Origin of the sequence: Ruminococcus albus AD2013 (assembly GCF_000526775.1) — a bacterium.
GTDB lineage: Bacteria > Bacillota > Clostridia > Oscillospirales > Ruminococcaceae > Hominimerdicola > Hominimerdicola alba_A.
In genome coordinates this window covers 1,728,571-1,743,577 of record NZ_JAGS01000001.1, presented here as the reverse complement: position 1 = coordinate 1,743,577, position 15,007 = coordinate 1,728,571, and the positions used below count along the sequence as shown (strand labels likewise).

The following is a 15,007-nucleotide window of genomic DNA, read 5'->3' as shown; positions in this document are numbered from 1 at the left end:
GTACGTATCAAGATATCTTTTTGATAACAAGATCTGTGATAGTAACAGTTACGGGAGTATTCACGCCGCCGCAGGTGAATACACAGGCAACATTATCATCGGTAGGTTCGGTCATTGCGAAAGTCTTGGAATAATGCTGTTTCTGTGTTGTGAAACTAAGTGGTGCGTTGAAATACTGATCGTAAGGATCGTAATTCTGCTGGAACTTGTATCCCATATCAACAGACTTGTTTGCCTGATAATCGAATGATATCTCGTAAGTAGCGCCTTTTTCAAGGGTGATGTCAGGATACATACCCTGAACGTGCCATACATCAGAACCTGAATTATTTACAGCGATCTGGAGACCGTTGCTGAGATTTTTGAATGATGCAGAAGCTCCGCCTTCGGTATTTGCCCAACCTGAGAATTTTGAAGCATCAGCAGCCATATTTGTACCTGCTGCAACAGTAGTCTCTGTTGTTGTGGATCCTGTTGAAGACGATGAACCGCCGCTGATCTTTACAAGAGAAAGATTTGTGATAGTAGCTTTGTAGGGTACGTTTACTCCGCCACCGCCGAGATTGAATGTTACACGGCAGGCATTGTCGGTCTTGGAAGTATAATCAAAAGTAGCGGTGTAATGCTGGGATGTAGTTGTCCAGTTCAGAGTATCGCTGTAATATGGCAGATATTCGCCGTGACCCTGATTTACAATAAAGGATGTGGACTGAGGCTTGTCACTGATATAATCGAATGAAAGCTTGTAAGTTGCACCCTGTTCAAGAGTAAGCGCATCATAGAAGAACTGCGCGTTCCAATCGTTTTTGCCGCCCTTGTCTACCTGCATTGCAACACCGTTGTCAACATAGAACAGCTCGCCCTGTGCGCCTTCGGAGGTATCGGTCCAGCTTGCCCAGTTGTCTTCGTTTGCACAGAGATTGTTCTCATCGGGAGTAGTCTCGGGGTTCAGTATAGCTCTTTTCATCTCAACAAGGTCGATGACATCTATCTCGCCGTCCAGGTTGATATCGGCATTCATGCTGATATTATCAGAGAGCTTTATGAGATAATTCTGGAGAAGTTCCTTGTCGGTATCGTTTAGTTTGCCGTCGCCGTTGATATCGCCCCTGACCTTTTTCTGAGGATCAATGTAAACCTCTGAACCTGCGGCTGCAAGCATAGTGTTCAGCAGTTCGGGCTGAGATACTTTACAAGTGCGGCGGTTGTAGATCTTATACTGAGAACCATTATCCCACCATATACAGCACATACCGTACTTCGTGCATTTTTCAACAAGATACTTTGCCCAGGAAGTTATCTGATCCATATTGTTCTTGTTTGCACAGCCGAACTCGCCTATGATAACGGGGATACCCTTCTGGGAGAATGTTCTGTTGAGGTTATCAAGTACGTTATCCAGCGGAGATTTTGTCCACGATGTTATATCGGGATAACTTTCGTGCGTGAATTCAAAAGGCTGATAAACGTGTGCTTCAACAATCAGTCTGTTGCTTATCGTATCCTTAGGCAGAACGTACTGGCTTGTTATCTCATAGTTCGCGCCGCCGCAATAGGTGTTGCATATGAGATTTCTCTTGGCATTGTTTCCACCTGAACTTCTTACGGTATCAACAAAGATCTGGTTGAGATCATTTGCGATAGGGCAAGCTTCTGAACTTGGTATCCACCACTGATTAGAACTCTCGTCCAGTATCTCGTTGAAGCCTTCAAACAGAAGCTTGTCGCCGTAATCGGCAAAATTGTCGCTGACCTGTTCCCATATAGATGTGAACATTGCTTTCTTTGTCTGAAGGTTTGTGCTGTTCGCTTTCAGCCAGCCCTTTTCACCTGTATCGTGATGAACGTTGATAATGCAGTACATATCGTCTTCGAGAACATAATCTACGATCTCTTCCACCCTGTTCATCCATGTTTCGTCGATCTTGTAGGTCACAGGATCCATATGTTCGTACCAGGTAACAGGTACACGAACGGTTTTTACACCCGATTTCTTTACCATGTCGATCATGGCTTTGGTCGTAGCGGGATTTCCCCATGCTGTTTCGGAAGATGTACTTCCTCTGTTAGAACCTATCGTAGTGCCTGAATAGCTGTCCAGCGAGTTGCCGAGGTTCCACCCCAGACCCATATCGGCAACAGTCTGTTTAGCGTTTTTCTCGAAAGCGGCTTCTGCGCGGACGGGTTCGATGAGTGAAAGGCAGGATACTGCCATAGCACAGACCACTGAAAGCGCAAAAGTCTTTCTGCTTCTAGTCTTCATAAAATAATTCCCCTTTTGATCATAAATATTAGACCTGTTCAGGTATGCCGTTTACGCCTCTCATTTTATCGGCAGACCCGTATCTTTGGTTGTTTCACAGCCTTATCTGACCATTGGCTGTGGGGACAGCAGGAGTATTCAGCCGTGTATTGACCGCTTGCTGAGAGTGAACTGAAGTGACTCCATGTAGATTACGCACATTTCTCCGCGTACACCCTTGTGGATAATGCGCATAATTGTATGCCCCAAACTAAATTTATTATACACTGTTGACAATGAGAATTCAATGATATATAATATAACTTGGATGATGTTTTTTAAAAAAACGGAGAGTGATGTTTGATGATGATCAATAATGTCGGATATAACCACAGACACGATACGGATTTTCTGATCGAGCGTCCGAACGGCAGCGGAGACTGTCTTCTCCTGATACTCAAAACCGATACTGTGTTCACACTTTACGGTAAAGATATCGTAGTCCCGAAGGATTCATTCTTTCTTTATCCGCAGGGAATGCCGCAGTATTACAGGTGTTTGCCCAAGCATGAATTCGCAAACGACTGGATACATTTTCGGTTCGGTGAGGGTGAAGAAGAGGAATTTCTCAAAAGAAAAATTCCCTACGCACAGGGTATACCGACAGAAGCCGCCGAATTTCTCAGCTGGTGTATCAAGGCTATCGCCGATGAATATACCTCCGAGTCGCCCTATGCGCAGGAGAATATGGAGCATTATATGTGGCTTATATTCAACCGTGTAAGTGATACGCTGTATATTCCCGATAAACATATTAATGATGCCGAACATGAGATACTGCTTACTATCCGCCATAAGATATATGCCGAGCCCTACATACCTCGTTCGATAACATGGGCGGCACATGAAGTCCGCATGAGTACGGCTTCTTTTCAGTATTATTATAAAAAAATTTTCGGGGTGACATTCATACAGGATTTCATCAACGCCAAGACAGAATATGCGAAAATGCTTCTGACCTCCACAAATCTGACAGCTCATGATATCGCGGGAAAATGCGGCTATCGTAATTACGAGCATTTTACTCGGCAGTTCAAGGAACGATGCGGGGTCACTCCGCTTGAATACCGAAAGCGCAAGGATTAGTTTTTATCTCCCTTAGGGTATGTAAAACAGCGTATTTACGGGCTTAAACGGGTGAAAAATCTGTCACCGCCTGTCACCTTTTGACACCATAATAATGACTTCGATAAATGTTCTTTGCAGCTTGATCGGGACCTTCACAAAACAAAGTCGGCATTGACAAAAGCGTAAAAAGTTTACATTCATATTTGAAAATTTTTGTAGACAAAAACTTTGTTATATGATAAAATAAAATCATTATATTGGTTAAAACATTTATATCGCCTTTTAGCGATGGTGTTTTACTGTATCCGTTAATTTTCAAATCAGTTTTAAGATGGAGTGTGTGTATATGAAAAGATCAGGAAGAAAAATGATCAGGACGTCTGCGCTGGCATTTGCAGTTATGGCAGCAAGTGTATCAGCTATGGCAGCTCAGAGCGGTGTATTCCCCGCTGCCCAGATAACAGCTAACGCTTTGTATGAGCCGATCGATTATAACTTTACAGAGGGTGTTTCGGGAAATATCAAGTATCAGAAGTATTCCGACCATATCGAGATATATGACTGCACCAGCGGTACTACATCCGTAAATATCCCCTCAACTATCGACGGTCTGCCTGTTACAGCTATCGCAAGATATGCTTTCCAGTGCAGCTCTATCACAAGCATATCTATCCCTGAGTCTGTAAAGACTATCGGTTACTATGCATTCTCATTTTCTTCAAATCTCCAGTCGGTAACTCTGCCTTCAAGTCTTGAAGTAATGGAGATGCACGCTTTTGAGTACTGCTCAAGCCTTGATACCGTAAAATTCCCGAACAAGTTTATCGAGATACATGACAAGTGTTTTGATTCAACTCCCTGGCTGGAAGCACAGCGTCAGCAAGATTCTCTCGTTGTTGTAAACGGTGCTCTTATCGATGCTACTACTGCAAAGGGCGCTGTTACTGTACCTTCAAGCGTTAAGTACGTATCGCCCAGCGCATTTGCAGGAAACAACGATGTTACTTCCGTTGTATTCCCCACAGGTGTTAAGGAAGTATGCGACAACACATTCTTCTATTGCGAGAATCTTAATTCTGTTGATGCAAAGGGTGCTTCTTACATTGGTTCTATGGCGTTTGCTTACTGCAACAGGCTCAGCGAATTGAAGCTTTCAAGCAGCCTTACAAAGATCGAGGACTATGCATTCTCTGATGTGACCAGCCGTGCGACTATCACATTCTACGGCAGCAGAGATAAGTGGGAAAGTGTTGAAAAGCCATCTGATATGACTTTCCTGAACAATGCTAACATGGTATATGATACATCTACCGTCATTGATATAGATCCGGATCCTCAGCCCCAGAATAATGATTATCCTACAAACGTCAGGGCTATAACCAACTCTCAGTATCATCAGATACAGTTCATTTGGGATAAGGTTCAGGGTGCTGACAAGTACGGCATCGCTGTATATCTGGCAGGCAAGTGGAGAGTTCAGACTTCAAATATCACAAATAACAGCTATGTAACTCCCAAGAACCTGACTCCCGGCATGACCTACAGAGTAGCTGTTGCTGCAAGAGTCAACGGTAAGTGGAATACGACCGATCCTATCAAGAATGCTATAACTGTTACTGTTAGATAATATCGGTTTTGGAGAATATAAAAACGGCAGTCCTATGCTGGCTGCCGTTTTTGCGTTATATTCGTAAGTTCAGAAAATCATGCACAAACAAACGATTCAGTAACCGATCTTGTTTTCTATGTCATGATATTCGCGGAAGAGTTCAAGACATTCTTTGCGGTCGATTTCTTCAAGAATATCAGCGGGTTCTGTATAGAACTGCTGATCGCGGAAACCTATACTGTCGGTATCGGATATATTACATCCATAATAGACCTTTCGGATATTCGCCCACCTGATAGCGCCGAGGCACATTGGGCAGGGTTCAGCCGTGGTGTAAAGCTCACAGTCTGACAGATCGAAAGAGCCAAGATTTTTGCAGGCATTGTGTATCGCCATTATCTCTCCGTGACAGGTCGGATCTTTTTGCAGTATAACTTCATTATGTCCTCTGCCGATCATTTCACCGTCTTTCACGATAACGCACCCAAAAGGACCTCCGTGTCCTGCGCGGATACCCTTTCTTGCCTCCTCGATCGCTATTTCCATAAATCTGTCCATAACTGCACCTCACGAAATTTATATACGAATTATTTTATATTATATCACAAAAAGCTGATAAAATCAAGGCTTTTCCCTTTCCGGACATAACGTAAACAGTAACAGACAGCCACTCTCATGAACAGCTGCCCGTTATTTTTTTAATATATCCTTCTGAAAGACAAAAAACTATTTTTACCTTACTTAACGTATGATCGTGTTATAATTAAAGAGTAGCCTTTGCAGCTATCTTGTAGATCTGCGATACATCTTCAGATGACAGATGAACAAAACCGCCTGTTTTGCCGTCGCCAAGACCAAGCTTTTCAGTGAGCACGGGGATATCTTCTTCCTTAGCGCCAAGTTCTGCAAAGTTTATCGGCATACCGATGTCATGCAGGAATCTGCGGAAAGCTTTTATGCCTGCGATCGCTGTGTTCTCGGGATTCTCGAAATCCATATTGCAGCCGAAAACTCTTACAGCCATCTGGCAGAAACGCATGATATTATGCTTGTAAACGAACTCCATCCATGCGGGCATGATAACGGCAAGTCCTGCACCGTGAGCACAGTCATACAGTGCGGAAAGTTCATGCTCGATACCGTGGCTGTTCCAGTCCTGCTCTCTGCCAACTCCGACTATATTATTGTGAGCTACCATACCTGCCCACATGATATTTGCTCTTGCTTCGTAGTTATTGGGGTCTGCTATAACTCTGGGGGTTTCTTTCACCATAGTCATGAGCACAGCCTCACAAAGACGGTCGGTTATCTCGACCTCGGTGGTGTTGGTGAAATATCTTTCAAAAACGTGCGCCATGATATCGGTAGCACCGCAGGCTGTCTGATAAGCGGGAAGTGTCTGGGTCAGCTCTGGATTCATTACCGAGAACTTAGGGCGCAGTGCGTCAGAACCTGCACCTCTCTTGAACATACCGTCCTCTTTGGTTATAACGGAATCGCCCGAACCCTCACTTCCTGCCGCAGCTATGGTCAGAACTGTGCCCACAGGGAGTGCCTTTTCGATACGCTTTCCGCTGTAAAAGTCCCAGAAATCGCCGTCATAGGGTACACCAGCTGCTATCGCTTTGGAAGAATCTATAACAGAACCGCCGCCTACTGCAAGGATAAAGTCGATATTTTCCTTGCGGCAAAGCTCGATGCCCTTGTATACAAGACCATCGCGGGGATTTGGCTGTACGCCGCCCAGCTCACAATAAGCGATGCCGCTGTTTTCAAGAGACTTCTTTACTCTGTCCAGCAAGCCCGACTTTTTAGCTGAATTTCCGCCGTAGTGGATAAGTACCTTGCTTCCGCCAAACTTTTTTACATAAGTTCCGCACTCATTTTCTCTGTCTTTTCCGAATACAAATTCTGTAGGGCTGTAAAAATTGAAGTTATTCATAGATATCCTCCTTATGTTCGGTTATATTATAGTCCGATTGAACCTGTGTATACGGGTATATCGCTTTCAGCTTTTCGGACTGCTTCTTCAATGGTCATATCGTAGAAATTGCCAGCCGCAAAGTTTCTTCCCGACTTTTTGTCATCGATGAAAGCACCTACCACAACTCCGGGGAGAGCGCTGTCTGGGTCATTGGGGGCGTGAGGTCCGCCGAGATCTGTTCTGCACCAACCCGGATCGGTGATGTTTATGCATATATCTGTGCCATTGTATTTTGATGCGAGATCCATTGTAACCTTGTCAAGGGCAGCCTTGCTGGCGCTGTATCCTGCCTGCTCGGGTTCTAGACGGATGCCGCTTGTGGTGTTGACAATGCGTCCGAATCCTGTTTTGCCCATTTTAGCAAGGAAATGATAGGTTATCATCATGGGGGCTATGGTATTAATCTTGAAGCTGTCCTCATAATCCTTAGCGGGAGTATCAAGATATTCTGTTCTGTAAGCCACCTGAATGCCTGCATTGTTTAGGACGATATCTACCGTCACGCCGAGTGCATCGATATCGGCAAGCATTTTTTCGACCTGTGCTATGTCGGAAAATTCAGCACCGACAGCATAAGCCTGTACGCCCTGCGCTTTTGCTTCTGCGACTATCTTTTCACAGTGTTCGGGAGTTCTGCCGTGAACTATAAGATTGCAGCCGCGTTCAGCCATGAACAGAGCCGCTCTGTATCCTATACCTCTTGCTGCGCCTGTTACAAATGCCCAGCGTCCTTTAACATCAACCATTCATATTCTCCTTTGCTTTTTCGATAGTATCTATAACCTTGTCGCACCACATATCGAATTCCTTGTCCTCATGCTGATATTCGGGGTGGGCGAGGATATTTTTAACTGTCATTTCGATACCCTTTGCCGCACTTATCTCTGCCTTGAAATCGGGTACCACCGACTTCAGCTTAGAGTTATCGAATATCACCGAGTTTGCCTTATCGCCGATAAGACTGCCTGTAAAATCGTAATCTCTGCCCATATTTGCCAACATCTGAGAAGATACATAATATGGGTCAAGTTCAACACCCAGCGCATCAGCGATAGCCTTGTATATGCTGTTCCAGCTGACGCTTTCATCGGATGTTATATGATATGCCTGACCGATAGTTTCTTTTTTGCCGATAAGACCCACAAAGCCCTTTGCGAAATCGCTGTTGTGGGTTATTGTCCACAGCGATGAACCGTCGCCGTGTATTATAACAGGCTTGCCCTCCATTATACGTCTGATGACCTGCCAGCTTCCGCCGTTGCCGTGTACTCCCAGAGGAACACTGCGTTCATCATAGGTGTGGCTTGGGCGGACGATAGTAACAGGGAAGCCGTCCTTATGGAATCTTTCAAAAAGATATTCCTCGCTGGCTTTCTTGTTTCTTGAATATTCCCAGTAAGGATTTTCAAGTGGAGTTTCTTCGGTTATGAGATAGCCCTGAGGCGGTTTCTGATATGCCGATGCAGAACTGATATAGATATACTGCTTTGTCTTTCCGTTGAAAAGCCTGAAATCTCTTTCGACCTGTGAGGGAACGAATCCGATGAATTCAGCCACGCAGTCAAATTCCATATCCTTGATCTTTGCAGCAGTCTCTTCTTCGTTATTTATATCCGCCGTAATGAACTTGATATTTCCCTCAAGACCTGTGTTTCTGCTGCCTCTGTTTAGCAGATAGACCTCGTTATCACCTGATAAAAGCAATCTGGTTATTGCCATACTGATAGTTCCTGTTCCGCCGATAAGCAATACTCTCATGATAAACCTCCTTGTTGGATCTGTTTATTTTCCGTGTTCATATAATATCAAATCTCGCAGTGCTTTTCAACGGTATGAGGTAATATTTATAGATTTATTCAATTTTTGAGTTCAATAGTGATATTTTTATCTGTTGAGTGGTGTTATAATGTAATATGTCATCCACCCGATCTCTTTTTTGACATACGGAACTGTTTCGGTGTCAGCCCGCGCTGACGTTTGAAGCTTCGTATAAAGTGGCTGCAGTCGGAAAAACCTGTCTGCTGGCTGATGAAAGTTAGATCATGATCGGTGAACAGAAGATACTCTTCGGCTTTGAATATGCGCATACGCTCAATATATTCCTTGCAGCTCATGCCGTACTGTTCGCGGAACTTTACCGCAAAGCCCGAGTAGCTCATGTGACATTTGTCGGCGATATCCGTGACGCGAATGTTCTCGTCAAGGCAGCTGTCGATATACTCTGCGATATTTTCGATCCCGAAAACATCTGCTGAGCTTGCAGGGCAGCCGTTGATATCGAGACCGGATGCTATCCATTTTCTGACAATGCCGAAAATGAGACGATAGATCTGGGCACGCAGGATGATATCTCTGCCATAAAGGTAAAGTTCGGTCTCTTTGACGCAGTCAAAAAAGATCTCGCGGCAGTTGAGCTCTTCTGATTCGGAAGAGCTGAAATGTATCTGCATATCTTTCGACCGTGCGTACCTGAAAACAGCGGTAACGGATGGCGCATATGAAGAAGAATTCTGAAATTTGGCGGGATCGAATTTAAGTCCTGCGAAAAGAATAGGTTTTCCGTCGGTTGACATTATAGAGTGTACGGCGGAGGGGTATAAAATGATAAATTCTCCCTCGGATACATCATACTGTATCCCGTCACAGGTCACGGCGGCTTTACCATTGATAACGTATATGAATTCAGCAAAATAATGCCAGTGGGGTTTTACGGGAAAGCTCATTTTTTCGGTATCGAAAATAAAAGTCTCGATAGGCGAATTAAGGCTGTCCTGCTTTTCAAAAAGGGAACTCATAGGCTGATTCCTTCCTAATGCAGTTTTTTTCAATTATATATAATTATTGTAACACAAATATTAAAAAAAATCAATAGGGTAATCATTAAGGGGGATCTTTTTTAATGAACAGTACTTCCGATCTTACACAAGGTAGGCCGTTCAAACTTATAATGCGTTTTTTCTTTCCTCTGCTTCTGACGAATTCTCTTCAGCAGCTGTATTCTTTCGCTGATACCGCCATAGTCGGAAAAGGTCTCGGTGATGATTCACTTGCGGCGGTAGGTAATATGTCGTCGCTGTGCTTTCTGATAATAGGCTTTTCCATGGGGCTTTCCAACGGATTTTCTATCCTTATAGCCCAGAGCTTCGGCGAAAAGAACATGGATAAGCTTCGCAGGACACTTGCACATTCCATTGAACTTGCTGCGGTGATAACTGTGCTGCTGACGCTTTTCAGTGCTGTGTTCCTCAGATCTATACTCGTTCTGCTGAGAACAGATCCTTTGATAATCGGTGAGAGCCTGCAATACGGCTACATTCTTTTCGGCGGATTGGCAGCTACAATAATGTATAATATGTGCGCGGGCATACTCCGTGCCCTGGGTGACAGCAAAACACCGCTGAAAGCCATAATAGTATCATCTATCATGAATATCACCCTCAATTCGGTGTTCATTTTTATATTCCACTGGGGCGTAAGCGGGGCGGCACTTGCAACTATCGTTTCGCAGGTATTCTCGGGTGCTGTATGTTTGGATAAACTGCGCAAAACAGATTTTCTTGCGCTGACAAAGGCTGATTTTTCACATGATGCAAGAATGTACTCCAAACTTCTCGGAAACGGTATCCCAATGGCGCTCATGAATTCCATAACGGCAGTGGGCTGTATGGCGGTACAGTATTTCGTAAACGGTCTGGGAGTAGCTTTCACTTCGGCATATTCGGCTTGCAGCAGATATCTGAATATGTTCATGCAGCCTGCTGCAACAGCCGGTGCAGCCATGTCTTCCTACACAAGCCAGAACTACGGTGCAAAGCGTTTCGACAGGATATGGGACGGCTTGAAGGTCTGTCTTGGTATAGCAGGTGCGGCATATCTGGTATTCGGTTCGGTGATGGTATTCTTCCCCAGATGGCTTGCTTCGCTGATACTTTCAGGCGAAAAGCAGATAAGCTACGCTGCGGAGTTTCTGCCTTTATGCGGAATTATGATCCTATCCGTGGATATGCTGTTTGTTATCAGAAACGGTGTGCAGGGCATGGGTTTCCCATTTGTGCCTATGCTTTCGGGCATAGCTGAAATGGTGCTTCGCATCGGTGCAATAGTTCTTCTTATCGACAGTCTGGGATTTAAAGCCACTGCAGCAGCTGAGATATTTGCCTGGGTAGGCGCACTTCTTATAAATTCAGCTGCGTTCATCGTGATATTCACCCGTGAAAAGGCAAAATATTCCATTAGCAGAAATACAGCGCAGACTTTGTGCATTCCGCACGGTAAGCCCAAACATATTTAAATTAGCTTTACAGATTTGTTCTTCCATATTAAATGCCCCTCAATGGGAATATCCCTTGAGGGGTGTTTATTATACTGTGAATATGTATGCAGACGAATGAAAAAATGTTTTGCTTAAATATTTTAATATCTTGTGATTTCGCCCAATGGAACGAAGCAATATTTGTTTAGTTATTTGAATTTTCATATAATATTAATTATTGTATTGATTTCTTTTACAAAATGGTGTATACTTTAGTAAATACACTTTGCCTGGTTTGCAGGAGGTATTAATTATGTTATACAACGATCCCGTTTTCATAAAGATCGCAGAAGCACTGCTGGTCGAATTTACAGGTATATATTACATCAATTCAGCTACAAACGAGTATTGGTGGTATTCTGCTGATGCCGGATCAAGGTCGCTTAAACTTGTAAAGGTCGGCAAGGACTTTTTTGCTGATATGGAAAAAGATATCGGACGTGTTATATATGAAGATGACAGACACATATTCCTTCAGGACATCAGGAAAGAAAATCTGCTTTCCCATCTTGAGAAAGGTGATGAGTGGAGGATAGAGTACCGTGTGATCCTCAGCGGTGAACCTGTTTACCATGCCCTAAGTTTGATAAGAGGCATTGGTGAAGATGATAATAATTTCGTCCTTGGTATCAGAAATGTTGATAAAGAAGTAAGAGAACGCCATAAGGCAGAACAGAATGAGCATGAGCTTGAGATCTATAATCAGATCGCAGGCAGCCTTGCTGCGCATTATGATACGCTTTACTATGTTGATATGGAAAATGACGGTTACTTTGAGTATTCCTCTACGGATGCGTTCAGGAGACTCAATGTTCCTGCGAGAGGTGATGATTTCTTCAGCGAGAGCAATAAGAATTTGAAGAAATATGTTCATCCCGAAGATCAGGAGAGGGTGATACCTCAGTTTGAAAAACAGAGGATCCTTGAAAATCTGAACAAAGTAAAGTCATTCAGTCTGACATACAGGCTCATGATGGGCGGCTCTGTGATGCACTGCCGCTGTTTGCAGATATGGTCGAGCGATAAAAAGCATATCCTCGTTGGTCTTGAGAACATAAATGAGGAAGTAAAGGCAAAAAAGCTCCTGGAAGAGACGATGAAGGAGAAGACTGCTTACGGTCGTATTGCTGACTCACTGGCGTTACGTTATGATATCATATACTATATCGATTGCAGCACCGGCGAATATTCCAGATATTCCTCCTATCAGTCTGCTGTCGATAAGTCTCTGAAACTGGATGGCAAGGATTTTTTTGCTGCCGCGGCAATGGTCATAAACAAACAGGTACACCCAAAAGACAGAGACAGGATACTTGCTTTGTGTGATAAGGACTATGTTATAACTTCACTTGATAACACCAGGCAGTACAGTGCGGATTTCAGGTTCAAGACGAATGGCGGGATATCAAATAACAGACTGACTATAATGCGTTCGGGCGACAAGACGCATTTTATAGTCGGTTTTGAAAATATAGATGAAGAGGTCAAGAAAGAACAGGAGCATATCGAAGCTCTCAACAGAGCCAACGAACTTGCAAGACGCGACGGCCTTACCGAAACCAGGAATGTGATCGCTTTCCGTGAATTTGAGGCATCTATCCAGAAAAGCATGGACAGCGGCACAGGACATTCTCCTTTTGCTGTCGTTATCTGTGATATCAACGACCTTAAAACAATAAATGACCATAACGGTCACAAGGCGGGAGATGAATATATAAAGTCTTCATGCAGGATCATATGCGGACTTTTTGCGCACAGCCCTGTTTTCAGGATAGGCGGCGATGAATTTGCTGCCGTGCTTGCAGGTTCGGATTATGAGAAGCGTGAATCTCTTGTTGAAACACTGCGTAAACTTTCGCTTAAAAACTTAAGGAATAATGACGGACCTATCCTTGCTGTAGGTATAGGTGTATATGACAAGCTGAACGATAAGAGGTTCTCTGATGTTTTCAAACGAGCTGACGAGGATATGTATCAGGACAAACTCGGGCTGAAAGAAGGAAGACCTGTCGTTGAGATCCAGAAGAACGAAGAAACGAAAAAGCTTATCCCTGCGGAACGAAAGAGACTTCTGGACAGTATATTCGAGATGAACTGTATCCCTGCGGACGGTATGTATATCTACATATGTGATATGAAGTATGACTATTCCAGATGGTCAAAAGCTGCAGTGGATTCCTATGGTCTGCCGTCGGAATATATGTACGGTGCAGGAGCTATCTGGGAAGAGCATATCCATGAAGAAGACAGGGAAGCTTATCACAACGGGCTGGCGGATATCTTTGCCGGTATCAGCAAAGGCCATGATATGCAGTACAGGGCAAGGCGGATAAACGGAGAATACAACGTATGTACCTGTCGGGGTATCGTTGTCAATGACGAAAACGGTGAGCCTGAATATTTTGCCGGGACTATCAGAGATCACGGAGTGCAAAGCAACATTGACAGCCTTACGGGGCTCAGCAATCAGTACGGGTTCTTTGATGAGGTGCAGTCAAATATCGTCAAAAACAATAAAATGCGCATAGCATTGCTGGGCATAGCAAAGTTTTCTGAGGTCAACGAGATCTACGGTTATCATTTCGGTAATCTTGTACTCCAGAAGGTCGGTCGTTTCCTGTTTGAGCATATCGGTAACTACGGCTGGGTTTACAGACTGGACGGAACAAAGTTTGCCATACTCAGTACGGATATTGATTCTGCCGAACGTTTTATACGGAAATATAATGAGCTGCGTGGGCGTTTCAGGGAAGGTATTGTCATAGACGACAAAAAGATAATGCTTGAACTCAATGTGGGACTTATCAATGTTGATAATTTCAATGTGGATTCGCAGACGATAATGACCTGTCTGTCCTTTGCGTATAATGAATCCAAAATCAAAAAGCATGGAGATGCAGTTGTATTCAACAACGACCTTGGCAGCGGTAAGATCCAGAGGATAGAGAAATTCCAGGCGATCAGGGCTTCGATAACACGAGGATTTGACGGCTTCTATCTTATGTATCAGCCCTTTGTGGATGCTAAGACCGAAAAGCTGAAAGGCGCTGAGGCACTGTTAAGGTGGAAAAGCGAAGAGTACGGTATTGTACCTCCCGATCACTTTATACCTCTGCTGGAACAGGATCCTATTTTCCCTTCGCTGGGCGAATGGATACTTACGACTGCAGTAAGAGATGCGAAGAAGATGCTGGAAAACTATCCTGACTTTACAGTCAATGTCAATCTGTCCTATTCTCAGATAGAGAAGGCTGATTTTGTGGATATGGTGATGGATATTCTTGATAAAACAGATTATCCGCCTGAACATCTCTGCCTTGAAGTGACAGAAAGATGCAGACTTCTCGATATCGATATGCTCGAGAATACTTTATGCAGTCTGAGAAGCAGGGGAGTTAAGGTGGCTCTCGATGATTTCGGTACAGGTTTTTCATCTATCGGCATAGTCAAGGAACTTCCTTTCGATACGATAAAGATCGACAGGAGCCTTGTCAGCAGGATAGAAGAGGATATCAAGGAACGAGAGCTGATAAAGACTTTTGTTATGGTTGCGAACACCTGCGGAGCCAAAGTCTGTGTCGAGGGCATAGAAACAGCCGGCATGGGCGATATACTCAGGCAGTATGATGTTGACAGCTTTCAGGGTTATTATTATTCAAAACCTCTTGTATACGAGGATTTTATGAACTGGAGGAAAACCTGAGTTCTGAAAAACATATATGATTTTTATGG

9 protein-coding genes and 2 pseudogenes are annotated in these 15,007 nt (G+C 43.9%); 5 read left to right on the top strand and 6 right to left on the bottom strand.

The genetic code is table 11. The features are described from left to right. Positions 1-7: 7 nt before the first annotated feature. Entirely contained in the window at positions 8-2,263 is a 2,256-nt protein-coding gene (locus N773_RS0107670) for a cellulase family glycosylhydrolase (protein ID WP_024857243.1), read from the bottom strand. A gap of 342 nt (positions 2,264-2,605) precedes the next feature. Here N773_RS0107670 and N773_RS0107665 point away from each other — a divergent pair, with 342 nt between their 5' ends. From N773_RS0107665 to N773_RS23490, 3 genes and pseudogenes are all read left to right on the top strand, one after another. Then, on the top strand, positions 2,606-3,388 hold the full coding sequence (locus tag N773_RS0107665; protein ID WP_024857242.1) for a helix-turn-helix domain-containing protein: 783 nt from the start codon (positions 2,606-2,608) through the stop codon (positions 3,386-3,388). Between the two features lie 313 nt (positions 3,389-3,701). Further along, a pseudogene (locus N773_RS0107660) lies at positions 3,702-4,589 on the top strand (leucine-rich repeat protein); the annotation flags it as partial. A 135-nt stretch (positions 4,590-4,724) separates the two neighbouring features. Further along, positions 4,725-4,997, top strand: a pseudogene (locus tag N773_RS23490) (fibronectin type III domain-containing protein); the annotation flags it as partial. A 96-nt stretch (positions 4,998-5,093) separates the two neighbouring features. Here the strand turns inward: N773_RS23490 and N773_RS0107655 are convergent. The 5 genes from N773_RS0107655 to N773_RS0107635 all read right to left on the bottom strand — a co-directional run bounded on the left by N773_RS0107655 (position 5,094) and on the right by N773_RS0107635 (position 9,758). Continuing rightward, positions 5,094-5,537 carry a nucleoside deaminase gene (locus tag N773_RS0107655; protein ID WP_024857240.1) on the bottom strand — a complete coding sequence of 148 codons (444 nt, stop codon included), beginning with the start codon at positions 5,535-5,537 and terminating at the stop codon, positions 5,094-5,096. 205 nt (positions 5,538-5,742) lie between these two features. Further along, entirely contained in the window at positions 5,743-6,921 is a 1,179-nt protein-coding gene (locus N773_RS0107650) for an iron-containing alcohol dehydrogenase (protein ID WP_024857239.1), read from the bottom strand. Positions 6,922-6,947: 26 nt separating this feature from the next. Then, positions 6,948-7,709, bottom strand: a complete 762-nt coding sequence (locus N773_RS0107645) for an SDR family NAD(P)-dependent oxidoreductase (protein ID WP_024857238.1) — start codon at positions 7,707-7,709, stop codon at positions 6,948-6,950. Further along, a complete protein-coding gene (locus N773_RS0107640; protein WP_024857237.1) occupies positions 7,702-8,721 on the bottom strand; it encodes an NAD-dependent epimerase/dehydratase family protein in 1,020 nt (339 codons plus the stop codon). The genes N773_RS0107645 and N773_RS0107640 overlap by 8 nt, the downstream gene beginning before the upstream one ends. Before the next feature lie 158 nt (positions 8,722-8,879). Then, the gene (locus tag N773_RS0107635; RefSeq protein WP_024857236.1) at positions 8,880-9,758 is read right to left on the bottom strand and encodes an AraC family transcriptional regulator; all 879 of its coding nucleotides are present in this window, start codon (positions 9,756-9,758) and stop codon (positions 8,880-8,882) included. Between the two features lie 104 nt (positions 9,759-9,862). Here N773_RS0107635 and N773_RS0107630 point away from each other — a divergent pair, with 104 nt between their 5' ends. Both N773_RS0107630 and N773_RS21160 read left to right on the top strand, forming a co-directional pair. Next, positions 9,863-11,254: an MATE family efflux transporter gene (locus N773_RS0107630; RefSeq protein ID WP_024857235.1), complete on the top strand. Its 1,392-nt coding sequence runs from the start codon at positions 9,863-9,865 to the stop codon at positions 11,252-11,254. A 274-nt stretch (positions 11,255-11,528) separates the two neighbouring features. Continuing rightward, entirely contained in the window at positions 11,529-14,978 is a 3,450-nt protein-coding gene (locus N773_RS21160) for an EAL domain-containing protein (RefSeq protein WP_024857234.1), read from the top strand. The last annotated feature ends 29 nt before the right edge of the window (positions 14,979-15,007 follow it).

What these genes read in the sequence shown, in the direction of transcription:
- N773_RS0107670 (WP_024857243.1), bottom strand. Translation starts at nt 2,263, where the DNA reads ATGAAGACTAGAAGCAGAAAGACTTTTGCGCTTTCAGTGGTCTGTGCT.
- N773_RS0107665 (WP_024857242.1), top strand. Translation starts at nt 2,606, where the DNA reads ATGATGATCAATAATGTCGGATATAACCACAGACACGATACGGATTTT.
- N773_RS0107655 (WP_024857240.1), bottom strand. Translation starts at nt 5,537, where the DNA reads ATGGACAGATTTATGGAAATAGCGATCGAGGAGGCAAGAAAGGGTATC.
- N773_RS0107650 (WP_024857239.1), bottom strand. Translation starts at nt 6,921, where the DNA reads ATGAATAACTTCAATTTTTACAGCCCTACAGAATTTGTATTCGGAAAA.
- N773_RS0107645 (WP_024857238.1), bottom strand. Translation starts at nt 7,709, where the DNA reads ATGGTTGATGTTAAAGGACGCTGGGCATTTGTAACAGGCGCAGCAAGA.
- N773_RS0107640 (WP_024857237.1), bottom strand. Translation starts at nt 8,721, where the DNA reads ATGAGAGTATTGCTTATCGGCGGAACAGGAACTATCAGTATGGCAATA.
- N773_RS0107635 (WP_024857236.1), bottom strand. Translation starts at nt 9,758, where the DNA reads ATGAGTTCCCTTTTTGAAAAGCAGGACAGCCTTAATTCGCCTATCGAG.
- N773_RS0107630 (WP_024857235.1), top strand. Translation starts at nt 9,863, where the DNA reads ATGAACAGTACTTCCGATCTTACACAAGGTAGGCCGTTCAAACTTATA.
- N773_RS21160 (WP_024857234.1), top strand. Translation starts at nt 11,529, where the DNA reads ATGTTATACAACGATCCCGTTTTCATAAAGATCGCAGAAGCACTGCTG.